The following is a 23,261-nucleotide window of genomic DNA, read 5'->3' on the forward strand; positions in this document are numbered from 1 at the left end:
TATGGGAAGTTATATTGCCAAACGACTGCTGCTGACCATCCCTTTGCTGGTCGTCATTTCGTTAATTACTTTTCTGTTGATCAATCTTTCCCCACTCGACCCGGCCGTCGTTGTCCTACAGGCTCAGGATGTACCGCAGATCACCGATGAACTGATCGCTCAAACGAATGAAGCGCTGGGTTTTAACCAGCCTTTCCTCGTTCGTTATATGGACTGGATGGCGGCCGTTGTACAGTTTGACTTCGGATATTCTTACGTGTCCGGTGAGTCGGTGTGGTCTTTAATCGGGCCGGCTTTACTGAATACGTTAAAGCTTACGCTGGTGTCATCCGTCTTCATCATCCTGTTATCCATATTACTTGGCTTACTATGTGCTTTGAAAGAAGGGAAGTTGCTTGATCAATCGGTCAGAGGCGTCTCCTTTTTTCTGACAGCGATGCCGTCTTATTGGCTTGCCGCCATCCTGATCTGGTACTTTTCAGTGAAACTAGACCTGCTGCCGACCAGCGGCATGGATTCTTATCGTAGTTACATTCTGCCTGTGCTGGTGATCACGGTCAGTTATACGGGCATTTATTTTCGGACGGTACGCAGTGCGATGCTAAGCAACATGAATGAGGATTATGTGTTATATGCGCGCGCGAGCGGCCTTAGCGAGCGGAAGGTCATGCTGCACATCCTGCGTAACTCCTTGCAAGTCGCGGTGTCCATCTTCTGCATGGCGATTCCGATTGTACTGGGCAGTACCGTTGTTATTGAAAATGTATTTGCGTGGCCGGGGCTTGGCCGGCTAAGTGTAAAGTCGATTCTGAGCCGGGATTTTCCGATCATTCAGGCCTATGTGCTTATTTTGGCGGTAACGTTTGTGGTATTTAACATGCTTTCGGACCTGATCAATGCCGCGCTTAATCCTCGTTTAAGAAAGGAAATCTGATGCGACTATTCAAAAATCTGAGCCGTGACAAACTCGCCGTGACCTCTCTTGCCGTTATTGTCGTGACCCTTGTTCTGGGAATCTGTGCACCTCTCGTTGCACCTCATGACCCTGGAGCTGTCAACATGAAACTACGCTATGCCTCACCTTCCTGGCCTTATCTGTTAGGCAATGACCACCTTGGCCGATGCGTCTTATCCAGACTGATCTACGGTATCCGTCCGAGTGTGTTATGGGTGCTGGCGGCACTCGGTTTCTCGGTACTGATCGGTGCGGCGGCGGGATTTGCCGCAGGGTATTTCAAAGGTAAAGTGGATGCGTGGTTGATGCGGATCTGTGACATTATGCTGTCTTTTCCCGGGTATGTGATGACGCTGGCGGTGGTTGGCATTTTGGGGGCGGGACTGGAAAATATTCTGATCGCCTTTGTCTGCATGAAATGGGCCTGGTTTGCGCGTGTCATTCGTACTTCCGTTATGCAGTTTTCGGACATGGATTATGTGAAATTCGCCAAAGCTTCCGGCATACCCAGTTGCACGATTATTACACGTCACATCATTCCGGTAACCTTTGCCGATATCGCGGTAATCTCCAGTGGTGCAATGTGTTCCATGATGCTTCAGGTATCGGGGCTATCTTTCCTTGGTCTGGGCATTCAGGCACCCCATGCAGAGTGGGGCATGATGCTGAATGAGGCGAGAGAAGTCATGTTTTCCAGACCTGAATTGATGCTTGCACCGGGGCTTGCGATCGTTGTTGTGGTATCGGCTTTTAACTTTTTATCGGACGCACTTCAGGTGGCACTAGACCCGAAATTGATGACCTCTCCTGACAATCGGGATAAATCTCGTGAAAGAGAGGTGAGAAAGGCAGCCTATGAATATAGTCGAGGTTGAGCATCTGAAAGTGTGGGATACCCATACCAATCAGGCCATTGTTCATGACAGTTCATTTATGGTGCGGCAGGGAAGTTGCATGGCGATTGTTGGGGAGAGCGGCAGCGGCAAATCCGTCACATGCAGAGCGCTGATGCGGCTGAATAAGCCCAATATGCGCCAATCGGGAAAGATGCTGTTTCAGGGCACAGATCTGAATCAGCTCTCCGAAAAGGAGATGCGGCGTCGACGAGGCAAGCAGCTGTGTATGATTTTGCAGCAGGGCATGAGTGCATTTGATCCTTCCTGTATGATCGGTGTACATATCCGGGAGACGTTGCAGACGCATTACCATTGGAATACCCGTGAGCTAGAGCGGAGAATGCGGCTCGCAATGGAAAGTGTCATGCTCCGAAATCCGATGGACATTCTGAACAAATATCCACATCAGCTGTCTGGCGGCATGTTGCAACGAATTATGATTGCACTCGCACTTGTGCTCGAACCGGATCTAATTATTGCGGATGAGCCAACCACGGCGCTGGATACGATCTCCCAGTACGAAGTGCTGGAGCAACTGATTCAGCTGCGAGAACGTATGGGATGCTCCATGATTTTTATCTCCCATGATCTCGGCGTTGTGCGGAAGATTGCAGATGATGTGATGGTTATGAAAGACGGGAAAATTGTTGAGCAGGGTAACATGCAGTCTGTTTTGCAGGAGCCTACCCATGCCTATACCCGTTATCTCGTATCTACCCGGCTGGAACTGAGCAATCATTTCAAAGCATTGATGCAGGAGGGATCATAGATGCTAACGGTAGAGCAGGTTGAAAAATCATATGCACAAGGCGGATTATTCTCGAAGCATCGACAGCAGGTGTTGAAAAAGGTGACCTTGGAATGCCGGCATGGTGAATGCCTCGGCATTATTGGCGAGAGTGGCAGCGGCAAATCTACACTGGGTCGGTTGATGCTGGGACTGGAAAGCCCGGATCGCGGGGCCATCCGGCTGGAGGGAAAAGATGTGAAAGACCGGCGCGTGCGGATGGGCCGCATCAGCGCAGTTTTTCAAAACTATACCTCATCCATCAACCCGTTCCTTACGGTGCAGGATGCAATTATGGAGCCGATGAAGGCACTCCAAAAGTCAGCACAAGGACAACAGATTCATGCAAAAGTAGATATATTGCTTGCCCAAGTTGGACTGGACTCATCGTACCGACCCAAGTATCCACATGAGCTGTCCGGCGGGGAAGCACAACGAGTCTGCATCGCGAGAGCAGTGTCGACAGAGCCGCAGTACCTTGTACTGGACGAAGCCGTCAGCTCGCTGGATGTGTCGGTCCAGATTCAGGTTTTGCAGTTGCTGAAATCATTGAAAAGCCTGTACAAGATGAGTTATGTCTTCATTACGCACGACATTCAGGCGGCAGCCTATATCTGCGACAGGTTTGTTTTTTTCAGAGAAGGCCAGATTGAAGAAACGGTTTCGGTTGATCAGTTAAAACATGTAAAGTCTGACTATGCTCAACAATTGTTAAGCCATCTCATTTCACTATAGCGTGGAGAAGTGGGGGAGAAGGTTGTGATTGAAAGGAGGGAATATCCGTTGTGAGTGGGGCAATGTCATGGCCTTTTTTGCGTTTGTACATTTTGGTGCTGCTCTATTTCAGTGCCAATGCCATTCTGAATGTGATTATTCCGTTGCAGGGGGCATTCCTGGGTGCGAGCAGTACGACGATCGGGCTGATTATGGGTGCGTATATGTTTACCACGATGTTTTTCAGACCGTGGGCAGGCAAAATGATTCAAAAGCACGGGCCGATCAAAATCCTGCGGATCATTCTGATAATCAATGGATTTGCACTGATCCTCTACACGTTTACAGGGCTTGGCGGTTATCTGCTTGCCCGTATTTTGCAAGGGGTATCGACAGCCTTTTTTTCCATGGCGCTACAGATGGGCATCATTGATGCACTACCGGAGAAAGACCGTTCTCAGGGCATTTCTTATTATTCGCTGTTCAGCTACATTCCGGGCATTGTTGGCCCGGTGCTGGCTTTAGCCGTTTGGCAGACCGGAGGCATGGATTATTTTACAGTGGTGCTGATCGGGATTGCAGTTTGTACGGGGGTATTTGGATATACCGCCAAGATGGAACAAAATAAGGAGAGGACACAGACGGCTGCAGATGTATCCGGGCAGAACGTGAGTATGTGGGAGTCCTTCGGACAGCTGGTGAGAAATCCATTGTTGTTCCGTTGCTGTGTGCTGATGCTGAGTGCATCGGTGGTATTTGGCGCGGTCACTACATTTATTCCGCTGTATGCAAGTCAGGTTCCTGGCGGCAATGCTGGCGTATACTTGATGTTGCAGGCGGGTACAGTGGTGCTGGCTCGAATCGCACTCCGCAAACGCATTCCTTCGGACGGGAAGTGGCATTCACCGTTTATGATGACCACGATGCTGTTGCTGGCAGTTGCGGCGCAGTGTGTGAGTTTTTCGGTTACGGGAGGCATGCCCTTCTTTTATTTGGGTGCTGTTCTGATGGGAATCGCTCAAGCCATTTTGTATCCAACACTCACGACGTATCTGTCCTTTGTTTTGCCTCAGCTGAACCGCAATGTACTCATGGGTTTGTTTATTGCGACGGCTGATTTGGGCATTTCGCTCGGGGGTGTGGTCATGGGACCGATTGCTGATCTGTCGTCCTATTCATTTATGTACACGATCTGTGCTATTCTAGGAGCGGTAATGATCGTTTTTGCCTATGAACGGCGTAAAGCGACTACCAGAACCTCATGAGCTGACGGCCAGAGAACGTGGGTACGTGTTAGAGAAAGCAGGTATGATCTATTGAAAGATTCTAGAACGAAAACATCCAGTGGAAAATTAAACCCGGTATCGTTTTCCTTTATCGGGTTTTACATACTGGCTTTTTTATTTTTTGCGGCGAATGCGGCGTTAACGATTATTTTGCCTTTGCGTAGTGAAGCCGCCGGGTTAAATCAGGCTGAAATTGGTCTGATGATGGGCAGTTACATGTTCACCTGTATGCTATTGCGACCATTTGCTGCACAGATGCTGGGCAAATATGGACCGCTCCGGGTTATGCGATGGCTGCTGATGTTACATGCCGGGACGTTGCTACTGTTTATCGTGTCCGGGGTGGAAACGTACCTGTGGCTACGGGCATTGCAGGGCGTGGCGACCGCATTTTTCTCAATGACGATGCAGGCAGGCATTGTAGAAAGACTGGAGGATAAGGATCGTGCGCAAGGCCTGGCGATGTACACCCTGTTTACGATGGTGCCTTCGCTAGTCATCCCGATTCTGGCCGTGCAAATCTGGCAAAACGCCAGTGAGCTGGCGTTCACGCTGTTGATGATTGGACTGGCGGCACTCCCCTTGTTGCTCGGATACAAGGTGGATTTACCACAGAGTACGGTGCAGAACAAAACGTATACGCTGGGGGATATGCTTCGCTCGTTCAGTGGCATCTGGCGCAGTACACCCCTGCTCGTCAGCAGTGTGGTGATGCTGTTTGCATCCTGTGTATTTGGTGCGACAGCGACCTTTCTTCCGCTATATATGGTATCGACTGGTATGGCGAGCGCGGGTATCTTTTTGACGATTCAGGGTCTCGTGGTGATCCTGTGCCGATTCATTTTGCGCAAAAAAATACCGTCAGACGGCAGCTGGAATACGTGGCTTATGGCAGGTCTGATGTTATCTGCGGCACTGGGGACACAGCTGCTTAGCCTGATGGATATGCTGGGGCCATTTGTGTATATCTCTGCGGTGTTTAGCGGTTTTGCCCTAGCTTTATTGTATCCAACGCTGACCACGTATTTGTCCTTTGTATTGCCTGCGGATTCGAGGTATGTGCTTATGGGCATATTTATGTCCTCGTATGATCTCGGTTTTTCACTGGGCGGGCTGGCGATGGGCGTTGTGGTACAGATTAGCTCTTATTCCGTGATGTTTACCGTTTGTACGATGCTCTCTGTTGCGGCATTGATTGTCGTGGTGCTTTTCAGACAGCGGATGGAAGCCGGGAATAAGGTTATTTCTACATCAGTGAATTGAGTTGGAAGGCTGAAGGAAAGGCAGAGGTACGATGTAGATTTAGGTGTAGAGCTATAAATGAGACGGTAATGAGACGGTACAGTTAAAGCTTATGGTTCTTCTGCGAAGCGCATCATGGATGCGAATGTGCAGGGGATTCATAAGCTTTTTTTAATTATTTTTTACACGAGATACGAAAAAAGATTTGACAATGGCGTCAGGCAGGATTATAGTCATTGTTGTTAATCGTAATTATTACTATTAGATTCGGAAATCCATCGATCAAGGTGAACTGTACCTATAAGGAGTAGATCTATATGACACAAAAGCAAATACCGGTGACCGTTCTCAGCGGTTACCTTGGGTCAGGCAAAACGACGGTTCTGAATCATGTGTTGCACAATCGGCAAGGGCTGAAAGTCGCTGTGATCGTGAACGACATGAGTGAGGTCAACATTGATGCGGCGATGGTGAAAGGGGAGGCTACACTCTCTCGTACCGAAGAGAAACTGGTGGAAATGTCTAACGGTTGCATTTGCTGCACTCTTCGTGATGATCTAATGCAGGAGATTGAAAAGCTCGTAAACGAAGGCAAGTATGACTACATCCTGATTGAGTCGACAGGCATCAGCGAACCTGTTCCGGTGGCACAGACATTTACATACGCCGATGAAGAGACGGGCATCGATCTGACACGATTGGCGAAGCTAGATTGTCTCGTGACTGTCGTTGATGCTAACCGTTTCTGGCATGACTATGCTTCGGGACAAAGCTTGCTGGATCGGAATCAGGCAACCGGGGAAGACGATACCCGTGATGTAGTGGATTTGCTCATTGATCAGATCGAAACCTGTGATGTGTTGTTGCTGAACAAGTGTGACCTTGTGGAAGAAGCGGAGCTTCACAAACTGGAGGGTATTATCCGCAAGTTGCAGCCGAGTGCCAAAATCATTCGTACGGTGAACGGACAGGTGAACCCGGTAGAGATTCTGAATACGGGACGGTTTGATTTTGAGAAAGTGAGCATGTCGGCTGGCTGGATTCAGGAGTTGGAAAAAGAGTCCCACACACCTGAGACCGAAGAATACGGTATCGGATCATTTGTGTACCGCCGCAGGAAGCCGTTCCATCCTTCCCGTCTGGCTGATTTCATGAGCTACTGGCCGGAAGAGGTTGTACGTGCCAAAGGGCTGGTATGGCTTGCCGCTGAAGGAGATGTGGCTGCCAGTCTGAGTCAGGCGGGGCCATCCATTCAGTTTGGGCCTGCCGGACATTGGGTTGCCGCGCTGTCGGAAGCGGACAAGCAAGAGATTTTGCGGACAGAGCCGGATGTGGTTGCAAAATGGGATGCCGAGTGGGGCGATCGCCAAACGGAACTGGTCATGATCGGCATTGATATGGAGCGTTCCATCATTGAAGATGAACTGGATCAATGTCTGCTCAGCGATGAAGAGATGCTGGCGGATTGGGGACATTTTGAAAATCCGTTACCGTGGCCTGTCGAGGCTGTGTGAATTAATCAAATACTATACAAAACTTAAGAGGATAAGGAGCTGTTGAAGATGGCTAAAAAATCAAAGGTCGTGCGTGAGAAACAACGTCAGGCAATCGTAGCGAAGTATGCGGATCTACGCCGGGAACTGAAGAAAAAAGGTGATTATGAGGCGCTGCAAAAGTTGCCCCGTAACGCATCACCAACGCGATTAAAAAGTCGTTGCGAGATCACTGGTCGTCCGCGTGGATATCTGCGCAAATTCAAAGTTTCCCGGATCAAATTCCGTGAACTGGCTCATCAAGGTCAGATTCCGGGTGTTACTAAGTCCAGCTGGTAAGATGATAAGCGGAGTACTCGATAAGGAGGTCTCTCCCATGTTGGATATGTTTACGCAGCGGCGCATTGTATCCTTGATGAACGGTTATGTCCATGAGAAAGTACCGGCAGAGCTACGGACGATGGTGAAGTTAACCTACGAGATGAAGGATAATGAGTTGATTCTCAATGAAGAACGTCCTGCTGGACAACGACATCAGTGGGAGCGAATGCCGATCGCTCGCTTTTACTGGGAGGGAAACCAGTGGAAGGTGTACGCTAGCGATGATCAGCACAGCTGGAGTCCGGCGGACATTGTTGTGCCATGTTTCGATTTCGAGGATGCGTTGGAGCAAGTGGAACGTGATGAATCCGGGATGTTTTGGCGCGAACGTGATTAAACAAATAATGATGCGCTTGGTAATAGAACTGAAATAACTGGAATAACTAAAATAACTGGAGAAGCTCGCATTGGCTATACGGGGATCGAAATCGTGAACAACGATTGGGGTCCTCTTTTTGTTTGTTTATGGTGGAAGATTGCACATACGGAGATGGAATACCATAATGTTAGACACTGGAACAGGCTGGTAGAAAGAAGAGAAGTGAGAGAGTAGGTGGAACAGCTGATGGTGCGAACAAGTGGAGTATGTGAATGAAACTGCTGCAGTAGGCCCGACTCGTGCACCTGAAATTTTCTAGTCCAAAATTCTAACGATCCCCAGAAACGCTATTCATCTCAAAAAAGCGGGTTTGAAATTCTAACGATCCGTAGAAGCGTTATTTTGCTAGAATTAGCACTTTTGGTGGGAAAATCGGTGTTATTCAGCCGAATAAGCTCCCTGATGATCGTTAGATTTTTCAAACTGCGAAATGTGGCTAAATAAGCTCTGTGGTGATCGTTAGCGTTAGGAAGTGCAGGTGGAGTAGCAGTCATTTGTTGAAGAGAAGACATTGAACGTACTAGAGTACACGGGTTTCCTGCCACCGTAGACCGTACAACCGTACAACCATACAACCATGCTACTATCTACACACTGCCATCCTTCCCCCTCTATCCCCGTTCACAACTCCTCCTTCATTCGTACACACTCCAAGCTACTCACCTCTCCCACAGCTATGCCTCGAATAACACTTCGCCCGTACGCGATACGTCATATCCTTCAAATGCTCGCAGTTCTTGTCTGAACTCTGGAGATCGGAGGATGTGCAGAACGGATTCAATCCAGGCCTCGTTCCCCTGTTTTCTCAGCATGACCAAGTCGTAGCGCTCCTGCACGAGAGGAATGAAATCGACTTGCCCGACAAGGCGAGCGGCCTTCTCTATGCCGACACCTACATCGGCTTCGCCGGAGCTGACTTTGGCTGCGACGCCCATATGACTTGTTTCCTCCACATCATATCCGAGTAGTCCAGCAGCAGAAATCCCGTGTAGCCGTAACTGCTCGTCCAGCAGCACTCTGGCGCCAGAACCTTTTTCCCGATTCGCGAGGCGCAGGTTAGATTGGTTTAGATCGGTCCAGTCGTTCAATTGACGGGGATTACCGCGTGGAACATATAGACCGGCAGGGCGAGACAGCAGATTGACAACGACACAGGACCAGCCTGTTAAAATTTTGCGGATATAGGGAAGATTATACTCCCCCGTGTCTCCGTCCAGCAGATGAGTGCTGACCAGGTCGGACTCCCCCCGATACATCGAGATTAGCCCATCCAGACTACCCATGAAGGAGCGAAGAGGACGAATGTCTCGGGATTGCTTCTCCATATGACGCATCAGAATATCCAGACTGACATCCTGACCCGTTATAACGAGATGTCGCGCCGCACCCGCGATGTTCTGACTGTAGCTAGCCGAAGAACTAGCGAATGAAGGTGCAGCAATCATTGGAGAAGGGGACGCTATCCTATGATTAGATGTCATCGCATGCTGAGACTCACTTTGATCCGTGACTGTGGATAAGCCAGCAACTGGGCTATGCTTCTGGACAGCCTCGGTCGATAGTTGCTCGGTTGTTGTCGTTCCAGGCAATACATTTGGCCTCGCCTGTGCCGGGGACTGGAGTTGCTTGGAACGGCGTTTGTAAGCATCCAGATCGGCAGCATCGATGCGCATCTGTTTGCCCACACGGTAGGCGACAAGGTCTCCCTTTTTGATCAAATCATAGACAGTTAGTTTGGATATTTTAAGCAGCTTGGCTATTTCTTCGGTTGTGTAGGATTGCTCCTCCGTCATTAGTGAAGAACCTCCCTCTATATTATAAAGGCGTTAAAATTTTATATTAAAACCCTATATGTGTAGTCCACTCATATTCTAATTCTTATTCCCATCGATACAATGGCGTTTCTTGTACTATACCATTATTTGAAGACACGCATAAACCTTAGAACGCACAATAAAAAGCTGACATATTGTCTCGGATGTAGAATGTGATTAATGTCACCTTCCTATTTCGTATGTTCTGTGTATAATTAGTTATAATCAATTATATCTAGTTATAACTAAACATGATATTAAACATAAATATGGGGGAGAACAAATGAACAAACGAATTACATATGTACTTGGAACTATGTCACTGGGGCTGGCGCTTGTACTGGCTGGTTGCGGAGCCAACACAGACACAAACAAGCAAGATGCGGCTTCTTCCGCAACTCAACCAGCAGCTTCTGCACCAGCGGCATCCGGTGAAAAGACAACACCGGCAGCGACTGAGCCACTGGAAAAAGTCGAGCTGACGATATCCGCTGCAGCAAGTCTGACCGATGCAATGAAGGAGATCCAGACGAATTTTGAACAAGCCAATCCCAATATCAGCCTGAGCTTTAACTTCGGAGCGTCCGGTGCATTACAGCAGCAGATTGAGCAGGGAGCACCGGCAGATATTTTTGTATCCGCGTCTGCGAAAAATATGAAAGCCTTGGTTGATGAGAACCTGATTGCCTTAAGCGACCAGAAGAACCTGCTTCAAAATTCATTGGTAGCTATTGTACCGGCGGATGGGACAAGCGCAGTAACCAGTGAGAAGGATTTAACGAATGATGGCATCAAAACGGTAGCCATTGGCATTCCAGAGAGCGTACCTGCAGGTACTTATGCGAAGGAAGCTTTGACCAATGCGAAGCTTTGGGATCAGCTTGAGAAGAAGCTTGTTCAAGGCAAAGACGTAAGACAGGTTCTTCAATATGTAGAAACAGGTAATGCGGATGCAGGTTTTGTGTATAAAACCGATGCGCTGACTTCCAAGCAGGTAAAGATTGCGTTTGAAGTAGATAAAAACAGTTACACACCTGCCAATTATCCGCTAGGCATCATTGAAGGTACGAAACATCGCACGGAAGCTGAACAGTTCTATGCTTATCTGCAAACACCTGAAGTGCTGGATATCTTTGCGAAATACGGATTTTCGATTCCGAAATGAATATGAACGCGATCGATTGGTCCGTGTTCTGGCCCCCGGTGCGTCTGTCCCTTCAGGTGGCGTTGTTATCCAGCGTTATAGCGGTTGTAGTGGGGGTAGCTGTCGCTTGGAAAATGTCACGTACTACATTTCGCGGCAAAATTTTTCTGGAAACGATTCTGATGCTTCCGCTTGTGCTTCCTCCAACGGTGGTTGGATTCTTGCTACTGGTTATTTTGGGTCGCAGAAGTCTGCTTGGACGCTGGATCGAGGCGATCTTTTCGGCCCCTGTCATTTTTTCGTGGTGGGCTGCGGTCATTGCTTCTGTCGTTGTGGCCTTCCCACTGGTGTATCAGACGATGAAATCCGGTTTTAACGGGGTGGATCGAGACCTAGAGGATGCAGGCAGATCGATTGGAGCTAATGAATGGCAGGTCTTCCGCTACATTACGTTGCCACTGGCAGGCAGAGCGTTGATGACAGCTTTTATTTTGGGTTTTGCCCGTGCACTGGGGGAGTTTGGCGCAACATTGATGATCGCTGGCAATATCCCAGGCAAAACACAGACGGTGCCAACGGCCATTTATGTCGCTGTGGATTCAGGAAATCAGACGATGGCCTGGGCTTGGACGATATCGATTGTGATCATCTCTTTTCTAATGTTACTTATGACGAGACAGCAGCGCGATAGCAAAGCATCCTTTTAGTTTAAATAACTTGCGAATCATTGGTAATAATCTGCTGTAATAGGCAAAATGATATAAAACCCGCTCAGAGAATTTATTCTCGGATTGCGGGTTTTTATTATGAATCTGATGACATATGTCCTCAAAAGGGATGAAAATCATCATTATGGAAAAGTAAAGCCCTTTTGAACGAAAAAAAACAAATATTTTCCCGAAATTTTACCTTTCAGCACTCGCTTTCCATGGGCTTGTTCCTGTAAAATAGGAGGTAACTGATTCCAGCCAAGCATTGAAATAAGGAGAGACGACGATGAAGACTAAACCTGATTGCGACATATCGTTGCAAATCGATGATTATCTGGATCTTTTGCATTTTGCCATCCAAATTCAAGATCAGGAATGGCGCCAGTCCCTTATCCAGCAACTCAAAATATTTCAAACGGCACCGGAGCAGCAACATACTCCTGAAGAAGAATTATGGATGAGATTCGATTATATCAACAGCAAACTAACAGGTCTGTGTCATCAGATCCACGCCGCTCATTCTGTGGATGAACGCAAGAAGTTTGAAGAACGTGTTGGCGTTTTGCAACTACAGCGAGTGGAAGTGGCACGTAAAATCAAATGGGCAAGTCGCAGATAGCACGAAGTAAACAACATTGAAATACTACTTTGAAGTACAACGATGAATTACCCAATTCAAGAACAAAGCCATTCTCCTGTTCAGTCCAGGAGAGTGGCTTTTTTGCTTATGAATAAAAGTTTGCCCTAGTCATTTCCTCAGCTGTTATTTTCCTGGCAGAAGTATGTAATTTGAGGACATCGAAGCCAAGTAATTCATAGGATATGGGGATTATGCAATTTAACGATATAGGCGCAAGCTGGAGTAACTGACGCTCCCGGCCCGGCATATGCTGTAGCAGGCAAATGCTGATAGGCCGGTTTTTTTCTATGGGTGAAGCAGGCCTTAACCGAAAGGAGGAGCACCATGCAGAGCAAAATCGATGAAATTATTAATCATATCGCGCATTCCCACCAGCAGATTGCACGGGTATTGGACGCCAAACGTCAGGTTGCTGTGCGCATGTCGGAGATCATTCACCATTTGCCGGATAACGAGCCGGAACTAGATGGGGTTGAAGGTTTGCTGGACAGCTCGGGACAGATTAACAAAAGCATTATCTCCTACCTGGGAGGGCTTGCGGATCTGGAAGAAGCTGTGGCTGAGACGCTGACCCAGGTTATGCGGGAGATCGCGGTACAAGAGGAAGAATAGGCCCGGAAGGCGGGTGATGAAACATGAGCAGAGAACAAAGTCTCATTCTAATGCTGGATGCTGCAGCCAAAATGCAGTGGAACATTGCGTTAATTCTGGAAGCCAAAGCCATTGAGGCGGAAAAAGTACGGAATTGGACGCTGAATCATCTGAACGGGGACAGCTTTTTAACTCATGGCGATCAGGTTGGTGAACCTCTTAAAATGCATGAGCAACTGGTGGAATTGCTGGAAGGATTAACGCGCATGGAAACGGGACTGTGCAACAACCTTAAAGCTGTGATGGTCCAGAATGACAGCGAAGATGGCGGCGGAATGGACGGGGGCATGTTTGGCGGCATGGATCTCGGGGATCTGGGAAAATGAGTCTGTTGCAGCGTGAGCAGGAGGTCAAACTGGCACTCATCGAATCGATTGCACATAGTCAGCAGGCGCTCGCCCGCATTCTGGACAGTGTAGCCAGTGTGTCTTCTCATTCGGAAGTATCCGCTCGCAGTCTCGCGGAGAATATACGTCTGCTTAGTCGTTATCAGGAAGAGATGTCTCGTATGATCACGGGGATCAGGCTGGCCCGAATTCGCCATGGGGAGCCGGGTCTGCCTTGGCTCAAAGACCCCGGATGTGTCGTTCGTACCGCCGGGGACCTACAGGAGGAATGCTGATATGTTAAAAAAGAAGTCCAGATTAAAATCCAAACGTGCTTTATTAGCGCGTGGTGCCCGCTTGCGTAAGATCCGCAAGTTGCGTGCGCTGAAATCTAAACGTGTCGTTCACAAGCGCACTGGCAAAGGACGTAGCGCGTGGCTGAAAAAAAAGAAACGTACGGTGCAGAGGCACCGGAACAAAAAACTTGTTCGACCTGTCGCCCCGGTTACCCCTACCGATCCAAACCCGGACAGTGCGTACAGTCAGGGATACAACGAGGCGTACAACGAGGGATTCAACGCGGGTTTCGCCAAGGGATTCGAGGACGGACATCAACTGGCATACAAAGCGCAGTAATCGATGGAGTTGTTCAAGACATAGCTAATACTGACAATGCTATAAAAGATACAGATGATCCGGATATTTCGGCTAAAGAAAAAAGCGAATGACAACCATATCTCGATGATTGCTTATGGAGAATATACAGGTTAAGGCTACAGCCCGGAGGGACAGATCCCTCCGGGCTATTTGCATGACCGCAGTAGCGGACATGCCCGTGCAGGCGAACATGGAGGGCAGACGCCAATTTTGAGCCTTGCAGGACACCCGTCCATGATGCATCTGACCCCGAGGCATATCCTTTAGAGGGAAGACCAATCTCGTGGAGAGTCAGGAATGAGATCTCCTTGAAGGAAGACAGGGTGAAGAATGTGGCAAAACGAAGACACCGCCCGCTGACTGAAGCGGAGGCGGCCTACCGCGGCGGATATGCAGAAGGCCGCAGGTTTGGCGGCTGTCAGGCCATCATGGAGCGGGTGCAACCGTTCGAACCGACCCTGCGGGACATGAAGGTACTGTATATCCCGCAGGGATTCGATGCCATTGATCAGGGTGTCATTCTGGCACTGCAACAGTCGGTTCGAGAATGCGTTGTTGGATCGCCAGCAGCGATGTTGCAAGAAGCCAGCCAACACCGGCCTGATGTTGTTCTTGTGATGAACGGTCTGCACGTATTTCCCGAGAATCACCTGGAGCAGGTGAAGGGAATACGTGAACTGGGGATTCGAACGGCGGTATGGTTTGTCGATGATCCCTATTTCACGGAGGATACTGCGACCATCTGTCAGCATTACGACATCGTGTTTACTCATGAAGAGGCAGCTGTACCCTTCTACACAAACCAGGGAGCAAGGCGGGTCATTTACATGCCACTGGCAGTAAATCCAGGCATGTATCATCCGCGCCGCACCGAGCCGCAATATCAATACGATGTTTGCTTTATTGGCACTGGATTTTGGAACCGGATTGATCTGTTTAATCAGCTTGCACCTTACCTTGCGGATAAAAAAGTGTTCATTGCCGGAAGTCAGTGGAATCGGCTGGCACGGCTGGATGTACTGGGGCAGTTCATTCACGAAGGATGGATTGACCCGGAGGCAACGGTTGATTATTACAATGGCGCCAAAATCGTGATTAACGTACACCGAACTTGCGAGAATGGTGAGGATAATCGAAACACCCATCATTTACAGGGGAGATCGATCAATCCGCGCACCTATGAGATCGGTGCCTGTGGCACGATGCAGATTACCGATACTCGCGGAGATTTGCCCCGTTATTATCAGCCAGGGTATGACATTGAAACGTTCTCCTCAGCGGCAGAATTGCAGCGCAAGATCCACTATTACTTGCATCATGAAGAAGAACGCCAGACTCTCGCTTGGCGAGGTCTGCTCACTACCATGAATCGTCATACGTTTAACCGCCGCATTACCGAGTTGTTAGGACATCTGTAGTGTCTCTTCAGTGGAAGGGCAACCTCAGGAAGCAACGTTATCCCAAATAAAAAGGAGTGGCGGTATGTCTATCAAACACCGTAAAACCAGAAAGGTTCATCAACCACCTATACTCAGCCTGGCAGATCAGGCTCGTAAAAATGGAAGGCAGGCCGGATTTGACGCAGGCAAAGAAGAAGGGTATCTGCGGGGCCGCGCCAACTATATTGTAAATTGTGCTCAGGAGCCGCTACCTTTCCGGCAACTTCATGTGCTCTATGTTTCTTCGGGTAAAGGCTTCCCTTACTCTCCGCTGGATGAAGCCATTATGTCTACGCTACAGGGGATGGTTGCTCAGGTGACGCTGTCTGATCCTCGCCAGCCGGTCTCTCAAGTTGCACTGGAAACCCGTCCTAACCTGGTGCTTGTGCTGGACGGGATGGATATCCCTATCGAGCAGATCGATGCCATACGCCAAGCGGGTATTCAGACGGCGATCTGGCTCACAGATGATCCGTATTATACGGATATGACTCTGGAGATCGTGAAGCATTATGATCATGTATTCACACTGGAACTGAATTGTGTAGAACTGTATCGCCAGCATGGCTGCGCATCCGTGCATTATATGCCTTTTGCCGCTTTTACGAACCACTACTTCCCAATCACAACCCCTTCCCCACTGAAAAGAGATGTCAGCTTTATCGGCTCGGCATACTGGAACCGCGTATATTTCTTCAACCCGATTATGCCGCAACTCATGTCACATAATACAGTCTTTAACGGCATCTGGTGGGATCGACTGCCTGACTATACGGCTTATGGCGAGAAAATTGAGCTGGGTCGCTGGATGAGTCCTCAAGAAACAAATGATGTGTACAACGGCACCAAAATCGTTATCAATCTGCATCGCTCCCATGAGGATGACTCAGTCAACAATAATCAGATCAAAATTCCGCCAGCCTCACCAAACCCGAGAACGTTCGAGATTGCCGCCAGCACAACATTGCAGTTAACCGATGCGCGCGACGATCTGGCGCGTTTCTATAAACCAGGGGTAGAGATCGAAACGTATTCTTCACCGCAAGAAATGCTTGAGAAAGTCGATTATTACCTCGCACATGAGAAAGAGCGGCGTGAGATTGCCCTGCGTGGGCTTGAACGGACATTAAAAGATCACACGTATGATCGAAGAATCAATGAGTTGCTAAGCATTATATTCCCTTAATCTCGGCCAGGAGGAGGTGTGCACAGTGCCCCGTATCAGCTTGGCTGTTGTATACGGGGTCCGTGTGCGGCCATGGCAATGAAACCAAAACTGATGCTGTTTTCCCATGTGTGTAATACCCGCAGTATTACAGGAGCGGAGAAGCTTTTGCTTCATTTTATGAGAGAGATTGGCACGATCTTTGAATGTGTGCTTGTTGCGCCGCAGGAAGGGAAACTTACCGGGCTCGCACGAAGGTTTGGCATTCAGGTTCATATATGTAATTTGCCGATGCTTCATGGTGTGTACACACCGTATCAGGGGATTGCACAAGATGCGGAACATCTGCGGCACACTCCGGCATTTCAGGATGCGCTCTGGCTGATCCGAAGTCACGAGCCGGATATGGTTTTGACTAATACCTGCGTGAATGTCATGCCTGCTGTAGCGGCAAAATCGCTCGGGATTCCAGTCATCTGGAAAATTACCGAGATTATTCAAACGAATGAGCATACACCTGAAACGATCCAGATGATTGGCCGGTATGCAGACTGGATTATCGGGATTTCCGAGACGGCAGCGTTACCGTTCAAACAAGCAGGTATGAGTGACAGGGTGACGATTATTCCTCCGACATGGGAGCCTGCTCTGCCTGCACCGGACCGCTGGCTTCATCTGCGTGAGCGAAAACGTAAGGAGCTTAGATTCAAGTCTTCGCACACCTGTATCGGTTATATTTCTTCCTTTATATATGATGCCAAAGGATTAAAACCCTTTGTTGATATGGCACTGAAGCTGTGTGAGGCCCATTCACGCTGTCGCTTCTGGATCATAGGCGCACCGTCAGACAAAAAGTATTACGACGAATGTGTTTATCAGGTGAAACGCTCCGGGTATGCAAGGCGCTTTACGTTTACCACGTTTGAGGAAAATGTATCGTTGGCCTACTCCGCAATGGATATTGTGGTCATTCCCAGCATGGTAAAAGAAGGCTTCGGTATGACTGCGCTGGAGGGGCTTTATTTTGCCAAACCAGTCATCGCTTTTGCCCAGGGTGGCCTCAGTGAATTGATGGAATCCGTAGGTAGCGGTGCATTTCTGGCTCCGCCTGGGGATAGTGATTCACTCGTTACGCTGGCTACGACATTACTGAATGATCCCGAGCTTGCTTCCGATACCGGATGGCGTAACCGGACAGAAGCGGAAAAGCTGTACGGAATCGAAACCTACCGGGTGAAGTTGCATACGATGGTCACACAGTGGTTATTGCGTTTTCCCGGATGGTTCACATATATCCAGCCACCGAGTGGTCCTGTGCTGGCGTGGGGAGAAGGCGGACTGCGTACAGTGATGAATCCCGATCCGGCCCTTATTCGAACGTTGTTGCTTCCAGAGAGTATTGTACAGCTTCTTCCTCGTTCTTCGTTGCCTCCGATAACCGTAACACAGCAGGGAGAGGGGGCAGGGAAACCCCGCGAAGAAGATCAACGGACTGAGCCAGAAATTCTTGTAGGTAAACGCCATCGTAAAAAACAGGTTCCCACTTCTCGCCGCAAGCTCAAAGAGTTGAAACGAACGATTCAAACCGGGAAGAAGAGCCGTTCGGCTCGTACTCGTAAAGTCAAAAGGCGGCACACATCTGCCTCGAATTTGTCCACTCGCAGACGCTCTCCCAGGAACAGACGACGTAGCCGGACGGCACGCAAAGGTTCCAAGTCACGGTAATAGACAAGGTTCATAATGCACGTTAAAAGAGAGGGACTTTAATACAAGAAAAGGGGTTTCTAACACACGACAGAAGGCAGGGATGACGATGAAGATCATGACGGTGCTGGGTACGAGACCTGAGATTATTCGACTCAGCCTGATCATTTCCAAGCTGGACCAGTATGCGTCCAAACATATTCTGGTGCACACGGGACAGAACTTCACAGAAAGTCTCAGCGGTCTTTTTTTCAAGGAAATGGGTCTGCGTGCCCCGGATTACGTTCTTCAGGATGAGGCTGCCTCATTGGGGCGACAGCTGTCCTCCATGTTTACTCAAATGGAAGATTTAATTCAGCAAGAGAAGCCTGACAAATTGCTCCTGCTTGGAGACACCAATAGTGCATTGTGTGCGGTACTTGCTGAACGTATGGGCATTCCGGTAATTCATATGGAGGCTGGCAATCGCTGCTTCGATCTGGATGTACCAGAGGAGAAAAACCGCCGCGTGATTGATGCGATCTCGACCATTAACATGCCATACACCGAACAAAGTAAGAAACATCTTGTCAGTGAAGGTGTGCCTAGCCGCCGCATTGTGCTTACGGGCAATCCGATTTACGAGGTAATGGAACATTACGGTCCACAGGTCAATGCCAGCAAAATTTTGAAAAAACTCAAGCTGAAGCCCGGACAATATTTTCTCGTTACCGCTCACCGAGCTGAAAATGTCGATCACCCTCCTCATCTGCTGGAGATTATGAAAGGGCTAAATCAAGTCGCGGAGGAACATGGGCAACGCGTGATATGCAGCATTCATCCGCGAACAGCGATTCGTATTGCTGAACATCTGCAGCTGGAGATGCATCCGCTGGTGGAATTCCATGAGCCGTTTGGATTTTTCGACTTTGTCATGCTGGAGCGACATGCACGCTGTGCGCTCACAGACAGCGGAACGGTTCAGGAGGAATGTTGCATCATGGGGGTGCCTACCGTAACGATGCGTCGCACGACAGAACGTCCGGAAACGGTAGACTGTGGCAGCAATGTGGTTTCCGGCCTGGATGCCGCGCGCATTGCGGATTGTGTGAACGTGATGACAAAACTGCCAAATGACTGGGATTGTCCGCAAGGTTACAAGGCAACAGATGTGTCCAGTAAAGTGGTCAAATTTCTGCTTGGAGGGAAAATGCATGTTTGAAAATAAGCGTATACTCGTGACTGGCGGTACGGGATCATGGGGGTATGAGCTTGTCGCTCAACTGTTGCCCCAGCAGCCAAAAGAAATTATTGTGTACTCTCGCAACGAGTCCAGTCAGGTAGCGATGAGTCGTGATTTTGAAGACCCGCGCCTTCATTTCCGCATTGGTGATATTCGTGACAAGGATGCCTTGACGGCAGCCTGCCAGCATGTGGACTATGTTTTCCATCTGGCTGCACTCAAGCATGTACCGGTATGTGAAGACCAGCCGTATGAAGCACTCAAAACAAATGTGATCGGCACACAGAATGTCATTGAAGCGGCGATTGAAAATAAAGTGAAAAAAGTCATCTATATTTCGACCGACAAAGCGGCCAATCCTTCAAACTTCTATGGAATGACCAAGGCGATCGGTGAGAAATTGATTGTTTATGCGAACCTGCTTCATAGTGATACGAAGTTTGTCACGGTACGGGGCGGCAATGTGCTCGGCACCAACGGCAGTGTAGTGCATCTGTTCAAAAACCAGATTCGCCAAAAAGGCCAGGTATCCATTACGGATATGGGCATGACCCGGTTCTTCCTTACACTTAAGGACGCGATCAAACTTCTGTTCAAAGCCTCGGTAGAAAGTGTTGGCGGCGAAATCTTTGTTATGACGATGCCAACATGCAAGATTGTCGATCTTGCCGAGGTTCTCATTGAAGATTCCGGTGTTGAAAACGTAGCGATTGTAGAACGTGGCGTTCGTCCAGGTGAGAAAATCCATGAAATTCTGATGAGTGAATTCGAGAGCATGACGACGGTTGTCTACGACGAACAGTATCTGGTGATTTTGCCTACGCTCGGCATTCCAGGATTGCGTGAACATTACACCAACTGCCCACCGGTGCCATACAGCAGCTTTAGTTCCGAGCACCAACTTATGACCAAAGAAGAGATTCGTGAAATTCTGAAGCGCGGAGGGTTTCTATCATGAAGTTGCTGATTCTTGGGGGAAACGGAATGGCCGGCCATATTCTGGTCGACTATTTCCGCCGTCAAGGTGTGCACAGCGTCTTCTACACCACGCGGGACGTGACTGATCCGAATGGGTTGATCCTGGATGTGAATGACAGCTTCATGGTCGACAGGCTTGTAGAAGCGGTGCACCCGGACGTCATCATTAACGCGGTTGGTGTGCTGAACAGCTTCGCGGATGAAGATAAAATTGGTGCCTATCATATCAACGGTTTTCTGCCGCATCGCCTGCGGCGGATGGCCGATTCCATTGGTGCACGTCTAATCCATATCAGCACAGACTGTGTATTCAGCGGTGATCGCGGAGCATATCGGGAGGACGATGTGACGGACGGTACGTCCTCCTATGCGATTACGAAAGCACTCGGTGAAGTACAGGATGAAGGGCATCTAACGATACGGACGTCCATTATTGGACCTGAAATCCGGCAGGGTGGTATCGGTCTGATGCAGTGGTTTATGTCCAGCACGGGTGAGGTCGGCGGGTACACACGTGTCTTCTGGAATGGCGTAACCACACTTGAACTTGCCAAATGGGTAGACCATTATCTGGATTCTCCAGTCAGTGGCCTGATCCATCTTGCTCATCCTGCACCAGTCAGCAAACATGATCTGCTTGTATTGTTCCAGCAGGTCTGGAATAAACAGGATGTGAAGATTATACCGGATGATAGCATGGTTCAGGATCGCACGCTGGTATCCACCCGTGAGGATGTGAAGACAAACCTGCCGGACTATTCAACTATGCTGAAGGAGCTGGCATTATGGATGGAGCAGAGCTGACGGGCAAAAAAGTACTGATTACAGGCGCCTCCGGTTTTACAGGACGACATGCTGTAACCTATTTTCAAGGTGCCGGTGCGGATGTTGTGGCCGTTGTAAGGCGGCCGGATGTATATTCGTTTGGTAAAAACGTGGACGTATATGTCTGTGATCTCAATAATAAGGAACAAGTTCGTGAACTGATTCAGGAGATCGAGCCGGATTATGTGCTTCATCTCGCTGGCAAAAACTCGGTACCGGATTCCTGGGCTGATCCACTGTTAGTGCTAGAAACGAACGTAATGGCGGTGCTATACCTGCTGGATGCTCTACGCATCTGTCCGAAGGCGAGAACGGTAATTGTAGGGTCCAGACTCAAGTACACACCGGAACCTGGGCGCATACCCCAGCCACCACATCCATACAGCTTGAGCAAGGCGCTGGAAGAGATGGTATCACTGTCTTGGAAGTCCCTGTTCGGTCAGCAGATCATGCTGGCAGAACCGGGTAATCTGATTGGTGCCGGGCCCTCTACGGGCATCTGCTCTCTGCTTGCCCGCCATGTGGTTGCTTGTGAGCAGACGGGCAAAACAGAAGCGTTTCGTCTATCCGGGCGAGATAATACACGTGATTTTCTGGATGTACGGGATGCGGTTCGCGCGTATGCTACCTTACTGGTGCATGGCACCAGCGGAACCGTATATCCGGTGGTGTCCGGGGTGGAACGGAGCCTTGGCGAGATCGCTGATCTGTTGATGTCGATGACAGAAGCCAAAGTACCGATCCGCTGGGATGGTACTTCATCTGGGCCGGATGGAGCAGGGAAACAAGAGGAAATGTCGGAACTGCGCAAATTGGGCTGGCAACCGCAGATCTCATTTGAGGCATCACTACGCGATATTTTGAGTGATGTTCGTACCCAGCAAGGGAGGACAACAGGATGAATCCGCGTGTATCGATTGTGATTCCGTTCTACAATTGTCCTTATGTGCCAATGGCAATTCAGAGTGCACTGGATCAAACCTATCCAGAGGTCGAGATTATCGTTGTTAACGACGGCTCCACAAGACATGCGGAGCTGCTCCAGCCCTATCTCCCATGGATTAATGTACTTGGCAAAAGCAACGGCGGCACCGCCTCTGCACTGAATCACGGCATTCGGCATGCTTCGGGGGATTATGTGGCTTGGCTGAGCTCAGATGATTTCTTTTATCCTGATAAAATTCGTTACCAGCTTGAATTCATGCAACGTGAAAATGTTCTGGTCTCCCATACGAATTTTCACTATATCAATGAACATTCGGCGGTGACCAAAATGCATGGCGGGCCTGAGCCGATGTCTGAACTGGATTGTCTACGCCGTTTTAATGGCGGTAATCCGGTCAACGGATGCACGGTCATGATTCGTAAGGATCTATTCAGCGGCGTAGGGCTGTTTGATGAACTGTTGCCTTATACGCATGATCTGGATCTATGGCTGCGAATGCTGCTTAATGGTCATCGCTTCCCGTACCTGAATGAGCCGCTAACGGCGTATCGCTGGCATGGGGGGATGGGATCGGTGCGTCATGCGGACGTGATCGGCAGAGAAGCGTCCATGGTCTGGTCGAGGTACCGCGAACCGTTGTTGCAGCGTATTGCTACGCTTGGCGGGTAGCGAAGGAGGCCGTTATGAAGCCACGCTTGCGTGCTGATTAACGGCTTCTTTGGCGTAGCCTTTTGTAAGAGAGAGAAGGGGCAGAGAACGGGACGTACGCATAATCATGAGCTCTATGTGTATGAAAGTGCCGGAGGCTGTGACGGTTCTGCGCTATGCTACAAAATGTACGTTAACCCTGCTATGAACGCCCGATACGGCCGGTAGAAACCTTCATATACTGGAGGAGACGCAACAG

Annotated in this window: 25 protein-coding genes; 24 read left to right on the plus strand and 1 reads right to left on the minus strand. The window is 49.2% G+C overall.

All coding sequences use genetic code 11. The features are described from left to right. Position 1: 1 nt before the first annotated feature. The 9 genes from opp1B to J2T16_RS20405 all read left to right on the plus strand — a co-directional run bounded on the left by opp1B (position 2) and on the right by J2T16_RS20405 (position 8,091). A complete protein-coding gene (opp1B, locus tag J2T16_RS20365; protein ID WP_308723093.1) occupies positions 2-934 on the plus strand; it encodes a nickel/cobalt ABC transporter permease in 933 nt (310 codons plus the stop codon). Further along, positions 934-1,830 carry a staphylopine uptake ABC transporter permease subunit CntC gene (gene cntC / locus J2T16_RS20370; protein ID WP_499019129.1) on the plus strand — a complete coding sequence of 299 codons (897 nt, stop codon included), beginning with the start codon at positions 934-936 and terminating at the stop codon, positions 1,828-1,830. Before opp1B ends, cntC begins: the two co-directional genes overlap by 1 nt. Next, positions 1,811-2,620: a staphylopine uptake ABC transporter ATP-binding protein CntD gene (cntD, locus tag J2T16_RS20375; RefSeq protein ID WP_499019130.1), complete on the plus strand. Its 810-nt coding sequence runs from the start codon at positions 1,811-1,813 to the stop codon at positions 2,618-2,620. The genes cntC and cntD overlap by 20 nt, the downstream gene beginning before the upstream one ends. Next, the gene (locus J2T16_RS20380) at positions 2,621-3,373 is read left to right on the plus strand and encodes an ABC transporter ATP-binding protein (RefSeq protein WP_154891022.1); all 753 of its coding nucleotides are present in this window, start codon (positions 2,621-2,623) and stop codon (positions 3,371-3,373) included. It begins immediately after the preceding gene. Positions 3,374-3,423: 50 nt separating this feature from the next. Further along, on the plus strand, positions 3,424-4,617 hold the full coding sequence (cntE, locus tag J2T16_RS20385; RefSeq protein ID WP_154891021.1) for a staphylopine family metallophore export MFS transporter CntE: 1,194 nt from the start codon (positions 3,424-3,426) through the stop codon (positions 4,615-4,617). A gap of 51 nt (positions 4,618-4,668) precedes the next feature. Beyond that, the gene (cntE, locus tag J2T16_RS20390) at positions 4,669-5,901 is read left to right on the plus strand and encodes a staphylopine family metallophore export MFS transporter CntE (RefSeq protein WP_253491628.1); all 1,233 of its coding nucleotides are present in this window, start codon (positions 4,669-4,671) and stop codon (positions 5,899-5,901) included. A 296-nt stretch (positions 5,902-6,197) separates the two neighbouring features. After that, complete coding sequence (locus J2T16_RS20395) at positions 6,198-7,394, plus strand: GTP-binding protein (RefSeq protein ID WP_336121952.1); 1,197 nt, start codon at positions 6,198-6,200, stop codon at positions 7,392-7,394. A gap of 48 nt (positions 7,395-7,442) precedes the next feature. Continuing rightward, positions 7,443-7,712 (plus strand): 30S ribosomal protein S14, encoded by a 270-nt coding sequence (gene rpsN, locus J2T16_RS20400; RefSeq protein ID WP_154985026.1) that lies wholly within the window; start codon positions 7,443-7,445, stop codon positions 7,710-7,712. A gap of 37 nt (positions 7,713-7,749) precedes the next feature. Continuing rightward, positions 7,750-8,091, plus strand: a complete 342-nt coding sequence (locus J2T16_RS20405) for a DUF3024 domain-containing protein (RefSeq protein ID WP_336121953.1) — start codon at positions 7,750-7,752, stop codon at positions 8,089-8,091. 716 nt (positions 8,092-8,807) lie between these two features. On the opposite strand, the gene J2T16_RS20410 is transcribed toward J2T16_RS20405, so the two are convergent. Then, positions 8,808-9,926, minus strand: a complete 1,119-nt coding sequence (locus tag J2T16_RS20410) for a helix-turn-helix transcriptional regulator (RefSeq protein ID WP_336121954.1) — start codon at positions 9,924-9,926, stop codon at positions 8,808-8,810. A 304-nt stretch (positions 9,927-10,230) separates the two neighbouring features. On the opposite strand from J2T16_RS20410, the gene modA reads away from it, so the two are divergent. From modA to J2T16_RS20485, 15 genes are all read left to right on the plus strand, one after another. Next, the gene (gene modA / locus J2T16_RS20415; protein ID WP_499019131.1) at positions 10,231-11,112 is read left to right on the plus strand and encodes a molybdate ABC transporter substrate-binding protein; all 882 of its coding nucleotides are present in this window, start codon (positions 10,231-10,233) and stop codon (positions 11,110-11,112) included. Then, a complete protein-coding gene (modB, locus tag J2T16_RS20420) occupies positions 11,109-11,798 on the plus strand; it encodes a molybdate ABC transporter permease subunit (RefSeq protein WP_186809759.1) in 690 nt (229 codons plus the stop codon). The genes modA and modB overlap by 4 nt, the downstream gene beginning before the upstream one ends. 289 nt (positions 11,799-12,087) lie before the next feature. Beyond that, complete coding sequence (locus J2T16_RS20425; RefSeq protein WP_090919294.1) at positions 12,088-12,420, plus strand: hypothetical protein; 333 nt, start codon at positions 12,088-12,090, stop codon at positions 12,418-12,420. A gap of 345 nt (positions 12,421-12,765) precedes the next feature. Further along, the gene (locus tag J2T16_RS20430; protein ID WP_090919291.1) at positions 12,766-13,053 is read left to right on the plus strand and encodes a nucleoside-diphosphate sugar epimerase; all 288 of its coding nucleotides are present in this window, start codon (positions 12,766-12,768) and stop codon (positions 13,051-13,053) included. 23 nt (positions 13,054-13,076) lie between these two features. Continuing rightward, entirely contained in the window at positions 13,077-13,418 is a 342-nt protein-coding gene (locus tag J2T16_RS20435; protein ID WP_145335438.1) for an alpha-helical endospore appendage domain-containing protein, read from the plus strand. Beyond that, complete coding sequence (locus J2T16_RS20440) at positions 13,415-13,714, plus strand: hypothetical protein (protein WP_090919286.1); 300 nt, start codon at positions 13,415-13,417, stop codon at positions 13,712-13,714. The genes J2T16_RS20435 and J2T16_RS20440 overlap by 4 nt, the downstream gene beginning before the upstream one ends. A gap of 1 nt (position 13,715) precedes the next feature. Further along, positions 13,716-14,054 carry a hypothetical protein gene (locus J2T16_RS20445; RefSeq protein ID WP_090919282.1) on the plus strand — a complete coding sequence of 113 codons (339 nt, stop codon included), beginning with the start codon at positions 13,716-13,718 and terminating at the stop codon, positions 14,052-14,054. 344 nt (positions 14,055-14,398) lie between these two features. Further along, positions 14,399-15,493: a CgeB family protein gene (locus tag J2T16_RS20450; RefSeq protein ID WP_154891013.1), complete on the plus strand. Its 1,095-nt coding sequence runs from the start codon at positions 14,399-14,401 to the stop codon at positions 15,491-15,493. Positions 15,494-15,557: 64 nt separating this feature from the next. After that, on the plus strand, positions 15,558-16,700 hold the full coding sequence (locus J2T16_RS20455) for a CgeB family protein (protein ID WP_244159292.1): 1,143 nt from the start codon (positions 15,558-15,560) through the stop codon (positions 16,698-16,700). Between the two features lie 72 nt (positions 16,701-16,772). Continuing rightward, entirely contained in the window at positions 16,773-18,404 is a 1,632-nt protein-coding gene (locus J2T16_RS20460) for a glycosyltransferase family 4 protein (protein WP_499019133.1), read from the plus strand. Positions 18,405-18,492: 88 nt separating this feature from the next. After that, positions 18,493-19,584 carry a non-hydrolyzing UDP-N-acetylglucosamine 2-epimerase gene (gene wecB / locus J2T16_RS20465; protein ID WP_090919756.1) on the plus strand — a complete coding sequence of 364 codons (1,092 nt, stop codon included), beginning with the start codon at positions 18,493-18,495 and terminating at the stop codon, positions 19,582-19,584. Beyond that, a complete protein-coding gene (locus tag J2T16_RS20470) occupies positions 19,577-20,563 on the plus strand; it encodes a polysaccharide biosynthesis protein (protein ID WP_090919276.1) in 987 nt (328 codons plus the stop codon). The genes wecB and J2T16_RS20470 overlap by 8 nt, the downstream gene beginning before the upstream one ends. Next, the gene (locus J2T16_RS20475) at positions 20,560-21,387 is read left to right on the plus strand and encodes a dTDP-4-dehydrorhamnose reductase family protein (protein WP_145335428.1); all 828 of its coding nucleotides are present in this window, start codon (positions 20,560-20,562) and stop codon (positions 21,385-21,387) included. The genes J2T16_RS20470 and J2T16_RS20475 overlap by 4 nt, the downstream gene beginning before the upstream one ends. Continuing rightward, positions 21,369-22,310: an NAD-dependent epimerase/dehydratase family protein gene (locus J2T16_RS20480; RefSeq protein WP_154985021.1), complete on the plus strand. Its 942-nt coding sequence runs from the start codon at positions 21,369-21,371 to the stop codon at positions 22,308-22,310. The genes J2T16_RS20475 and J2T16_RS20480 overlap by 19 nt, the downstream gene beginning before the upstream one ends. Next, positions 22,307-23,023 carry a glycosyltransferase gene (locus J2T16_RS20485; protein WP_221790785.1) on the plus strand — a complete coding sequence of 239 codons (717 nt, stop codon included), beginning with the start codon at positions 22,307-22,309 and terminating at the stop codon, positions 23,021-23,023. Before J2T16_RS20480 ends, J2T16_RS20485 begins: the two co-directional genes overlap by 4 nt. Positions 23,024-23,261 lie beyond the last annotated feature (238 nt).

Origin of the sequence: Paenibacillus intestini (assembly GCF_030803945.1) — a bacterium.
In the GTDB taxonomy this organism is placed as follows: Bacteria; Bacillota; Bacilli; order Paenibacillales; family Paenibacillaceae; genus Paenibacillus; species Paenibacillus polysaccharolyticus.

What these genes read in the sequence shown, in the direction of transcription:
- opp1B (WP_308723093.1), top strand. Translation starts at nt 2, where the DNA reads ATGGGAAGTTATATTGCCAAACGACTGCTGCTGACCATCCCTTTGCTG.
- cntC (WP_499019129.1), top strand. Translation starts at nt 934, where the DNA reads ATGCGACTATTCAAAAATCTGAGCCGTGACAAACTCGCCGTGACCTCT.
- cntD (WP_499019130.1), top strand. Translation starts at nt 1,811, where the DNA reads ATGAATATAGTCGAGGTTGAGCATCTGAAAGTGTGGGATACCCATACC.
- J2T16_RS20380 (WP_154891022.1), top strand. Translation starts at nt 2,621, where the DNA reads ATGCTAACGGTAGAGCAGGTTGAAAAATCATATGCACAAGGCGGATTA.
- J2T16_RS20395 (WP_336121952.1), top strand. Translation starts at nt 6,198, where the DNA reads ATGACACAAAAGCAAATACCGGTGACCGTTCTCAGCGGTTACCTTGGG.
- rpsN (WP_154985026.1), top strand. Translation starts at nt 7,443, where the DNA reads ATGGCTAAAAAATCAAAGGTCGTGCGTGAGAAACAACGTCAGGCAATC.
- J2T16_RS20405 (WP_336121953.1), top strand. Translation starts at nt 7,750, where the DNA reads ATGTTGGATATGTTTACGCAGCGGCGCATTGTATCCTTGATGAACGGT.
- J2T16_RS20410 (WP_336121954.1), bottom strand. Translation starts at nt 9,926, where the DNA reads ATGACGGAGGAGCAATCCTACACAACCGAAGAAATAGCCAAGCTGCTT.
- modA (WP_499019131.1), top strand. Translation starts at nt 10,231, where the DNA reads ATGAACAAACGAATTACATATGTACTTGGAACTATGTCACTGGGGCTG.
- modB (WP_186809759.1), top strand. Translation starts at nt 11,109, where the DNA reads ATGAATATGAACGCGATCGATTGGTCCGTGTTCTGGCCCCCGGTGCGT.
- J2T16_RS20425 (WP_090919294.1), top strand. Translation starts at nt 12,088, where the DNA reads ATGAAGACTAAACCTGATTGCGACATATCGTTGCAAATCGATGATTAT.
- J2T16_RS20430 (WP_090919291.1), top strand. Translation starts at nt 12,766, where the DNA reads ATGCAGAGCAAAATCGATGAAATTATTAATCATATCGCGCATTCCCAC.
- J2T16_RS20435 (WP_145335438.1), top strand. Translation starts at nt 13,077, where the DNA reads ATGAGCAGAGAACAAAGTCTCATTCTAATGCTGGATGCTGCAGCCAAA.
- J2T16_RS20440 (WP_090919286.1), top strand. Translation starts at nt 13,415, where the DNA reads ATGAGTCTGTTGCAGCGTGAGCAGGAGGTCAAACTGGCACTCATCGAA.
- J2T16_RS20445 (WP_090919282.1), top strand. Translation starts at nt 13,716, where the DNA reads ATGTTAAAAAAGAAGTCCAGATTAAAATCCAAACGTGCTTTATTAGCG.
- J2T16_RS20455 (WP_244159292.1), top strand. Translation starts at nt 15,558, where the DNA reads ATGTCTATCAAACACCGTAAAACCAGAAAGGTTCATCAACCACCTATA.
- J2T16_RS20460 (WP_499019133.1), top strand. Translation starts at nt 16,773, where the DNA reads ATGGCAATGAAACCAAAACTGATGCTGTTTTCCCATGTGTGTAATACC.
- wecB (WP_090919756.1), top strand. Translation starts at nt 18,493, where the DNA reads ATGAAGATCATGACGGTGCTGGGTACGAGACCTGAGATTATTCGACTC.
- J2T16_RS20470 (WP_090919276.1), top strand. Translation starts at nt 19,577, where the DNA reads ATGTTTGAAAATAAGCGTATACTCGTGACTGGCGGTACGGGATCATGG.
- J2T16_RS20475 (WP_145335428.1), top strand. Translation starts at nt 20,560, where the DNA reads ATGAAGTTGCTGATTCTTGGGGGAAACGGAATGGCCGGCCATATTCTG.
- J2T16_RS20480 (WP_154985021.1), top strand. Translation starts at nt 21,369, where the DNA reads ATGGATGGAGCAGAGCTGACGGGCAAAAAAGTACTGATTACAGGCGCC.
- J2T16_RS20485 (WP_221790785.1), top strand. Translation starts at nt 22,307, where the DNA reads ATGAATCCGCGTGTATCGATTGTGATTCCGTTCTACAATTGTCCTTAT.